Source organism: Acidovorax sp. KPB24-07, from assembly GCF_057543315.1.
The window spans coordinates 1-2,827 of the sequence record NZ_BAAJYS010000417.1; the positions used below are offsets into that span (position 1 = coordinate 1).

General features: G+C 69.4%; 4 protein-coding genes. 2 read left to right on the forward strand and 2 right to left on the reverse strand.

What is annotated here, in order from left to right:
* Positions 1-309 precede the first annotated feature (309 nt).
* Positions 310-777: a spore coat protein U domain-containing protein gene (locus AC27IQ_RS21885; RefSeq protein WP_487090776.1), complete on the reverse strand. Its 468-nt coding sequence runs from the start codon at positions 775-777 to the stop codon at positions 310-312.
* Here AC27IQ_RS21885 and AC27IQ_RS21890 point away from each other — a divergent pair.
* Positions 752-1,093 carry a hypothetical protein gene (locus tag AC27IQ_RS21890; protein ID WP_487090777.1) on the forward strand — a complete coding sequence of 114 codons (342 nt, stop codon included), beginning with the start codon at positions 752-754 and terminating at the stop codon, positions 1,091-1,093. The two genes, AC27IQ_RS21885 and AC27IQ_RS21890, sit on opposite strands and share 26 nt — an antisense overlap.
* Before the next feature lie 118 nt (positions 1,094-1,211).
* Here AC27IQ_RS21890 and AC27IQ_RS21895 read toward each other — a convergent pair whose 3' ends face one another.
* Positions 1,212-2,084 (reverse strand): gamma-glutamyl-gamma-aminobutyrate hydrolase family protein, encoded by an 873-nt coding sequence (locus AC27IQ_RS21895; protein WP_272566685.1) that lies wholly within the window; start codon positions 2,082-2,084, stop codon positions 1,212-1,214.
* 291 nt (positions 2,085-2,375) lie between these two features.
* Between AC27IQ_RS21895 and AC27IQ_RS21900 the strand changes: the two genes are divergently transcribed.
* Positions 2,376-2,723, forward strand: coding sequence for an HPF/RaiA family ribosome-associated protein (locus tag AC27IQ_RS21900; RefSeq protein ID WP_272566686.1), 348 nt, complete (start codon positions 2,376-2,378; stop codon positions 2,721-2,723).
* Positions 2,724-2,827 lie beyond the last annotated feature (104 nt).

Consider the following 2,827-nt stretch of genomic DNA (forward strand, 5'->3'; position numbering starts at 1 on the left):
CGAACGACAGCCCGGTGGTCTGCGCGCTGCCCGAGATCTGGCAGCCGCGCGCTACGGTCGCGCTCACCGGAATCGTGGCCGTGGTGGCGATGGGGCGTGGCGGCCTCGGCGGGCGGCGGCGACCCACGCCGGCAATGCGGCGAGCACCGCCACCGAGGCGGCTTGGCGCACGCGCGCCGGGGTGGGGTGCGGCCTGCGGAAAAGGCGCACAGGGCTTTTCAGGGCGTGCATGGGCCCACCATGCCGTCCGATGGCTTGCATCATGGGTGTCCTCCGGGCGGGCCGGGCGCGTGGCCGGCCGCCGAGCTGTCAGAACGTCAGCGTGACCCCGAGCGTGTCGGTGTAGGCGCCGAAGGGCAGCGACTGGCTGCCAGTCTTGTTGACCTGCCCGTAGATGGGCAGATTGAACGCCGCTCCCGCCGTGGGAATGGCGACATTCGCCACCGGCGTGTTGAGCGGGTAGGGCGTGGTGTGGCTCGCGTCCTGGTACACCTCGTAGGGGATGTAGGCCGACGCGGAGTTCATCGCCCGCGTGCCCACGCCCACCCCGGCGCCCTGGCCGGCATGCAGCCCGCCGCCCACCGTCACGCTGATGACGGTGATCTCTGGCGAGCACAGGATCTGCGTGGTGCCCGCCCCGCCGGCGCCGCCCGTGGGGGCCGCGCTCACGGTGCCCGTGAACGTCGCGGGCTGGGTGCCGAAGTCCAGCGTGCCGAAGCTCACGCCGGACTGCCCGCCCGAACTGCCCGAGATGACGCAGCCCGTGCTGATGCGCATGGTCGCCTGCAGGTTGCCGGTGAGGGTGTCCGCCGCCGCGGTGCCGGGCCCGGCCACCAGGGCCAAGCAGGACAAGGCCACCGCGGCAGGCATCGCGCGCAACGGCAGTCTGGGGGACGGGTCGGTGTGGGTTCCGCGCGGCGCGGCGCCTGCGGCTGACGGTCTCGTTGGCATCGCTTTCCCCTATTCGTTGCAGGAAGAAAATTTCGATGGGACAGTGGTCTACGTCGTCTTGCAGCTCTCCAAGCTGCACTGTCTCCGGACACGGTTATTGCACATTTACACGGTGGGCTTTCGCGTTGCTAACAAACGGTAACAATTGGCCGGAAAAGCGCGCATTGATTGTTGCAACGCGGAACAGCCACCACAACGCTGTGCCGTCTGGCGGCGGCGCTATCGTTTTTGATAGCTACGGTTGAGGTAGCGCGCGCCTCTCAGCGGCGCAGCAAAAGGGCCTGCCGGAGCAGTCGGGCGGCACGATCCCGGATCTGGAAGGGGCTGTGGCCCGGCAACGGACGCACTTTGGAGCGCGAACAGGCCGCCAGGAAGTCTTCCAGGATGGGGGCGTCGTCCATGGTCTGCGACGAGCCGGGCTTGAAGAATTCCGGGTGCCACTGGGTGGCGGCGATGTAGCCCCGCCCACGCTGCGGGCGCCGCCGGATCGCCTCCGGCACGCCGTCGGGATGGCTCCAGGCCTCGATCTCGAAGCCCGGTGCGAGGTTCTTGATGCCCTGGTGGTGGATGCTGTTGACCACCACGCGCTGCTGGCTTGGGTACATCTGCGACAGCCGGGTGCCAGGCACCAGCTCCACCTCGTGGAAATGCTGGTCGTAGGTCACCGCATTGCGGTGCTGCTGGGCGCCGGGGTGCTGGGTTTCGATGTCCTGGTAGAGCGTGCCGCCGAAGGCCACGTTGATCAGCTGCAACCCCCGGCACACGCCGAAGATGGGCTTGCCGGCCTGCTCGAAGGCTTCGACCACGGCCAGGTCGTACAGGTCGCGGATGCGGTCGCCCAGCCAGGCGTCCTTGAGCGGGACCTCGCCGTAGGTGCCGGGCCACACGTCGGACCCGCCGTGCATCACCACGCCATCCAGCCAGTCCGCGTAGTGCGCCAGGGTGACGTCGCCGCGCGCGGTCTCGCCGGTGGGGCAGGGCACCATCACCACCATCGCGCCGGCGGACATGATCCAGTGGGCGATCGACTGCTCCACGTACTGCAGCGTCTTGTTGGTGAACAGCGAGCGGGCGGGGTCCGCGTGGGAGAAGCAGGCGGACAGGCCGATCTTGAGGCGCTTGGAAGTGGACATGCTCAGCGGTCCGCGAAGGAGAATCGTCGGCGAATGGGTGCGCCGCAGGTCAGGGCAAAAGGCATCCAAACGTTGTATCACCGGCCTCCGGCTCCGGCTGTAGGAACCGGCCGCTCCCGCCGTGGGCGCCTGCCCGACAGCCCGGCGGCGCCGCGCGTTGCGATGGCACCGGCGCTGCGATGTGCGACGATGCCTCCGGGTGGTGGCCGGAACGCGGCATCCACGCGCCGGTCCCGCCCTTTCGTCTTGCCCGGCCCCTGCCGGGCGCCATTGGAAAAAAGGAGCAACGCTATGCAAGTACAGGTGCACACCGACGACTACATCCAGGGCGGCGAATCGCTGGCCCAGTGGATCCATGACGAGACCAACAGCCGGCTTGCACGCTTTCGCGACCACCTGACCCGCGTGGAGGTCTTTCTGTCCGATGTGGACGCCGGCAAGTCCGGCGCGGCCGACAAGCGCTGCGTGGTGGAAGCCCGCGCGGCGGGCCGCCCGCCCGTCGCCGCCAGCGCCGATGCGGACAAGCTGGCCGATGCCTTCACCAGCGCGGTTGAAAAGGCGGCCCGCGCCCTCGACACCGACCTGGGCCGCCTCAAGGATCGCCACGGCCGCGAGACCATCCGCACCGCGACCGAGTGAATCCGGCAGGGCCGGGCCTGTGCGGGCCCTGGCCCTCCGGGCTCTGAACCGCCACGGCCCCGCTTTCGCGGGGCTTTTTTTTCCCCAGCCTGGCGGCGCGCGGC

Coding starts and splice junctions, on each gene's coding strand:
- AC27IQ_RS21890 (WP_487090777.1), top strand. CDS start 752: ATGACGCAGCCCGTGCTGATGCGCATGGTCGCCTGCAGGTTGCCGGTG.
- AC27IQ_RS21885 (WP_487090776.1), bottom strand. CDS start 777: ATGCGCATCAGCACGGGCTGCGTCATCTCGGGCAGTTCGGGCGGGCAG.
- AC27IQ_RS21895 (WP_272566685.1), bottom strand. CDS start 2,084: ATGTCCACTTCCAAGCGCCTCAAGATCGGCCTGTCCGCCTGCTTCTCC.
- AC27IQ_RS21900 (WP_272566686.1), top strand. CDS start 2,376: ATGCAAGTACAGGTGCACACCGACGACTACATCCAGGGCGGCGAATCG.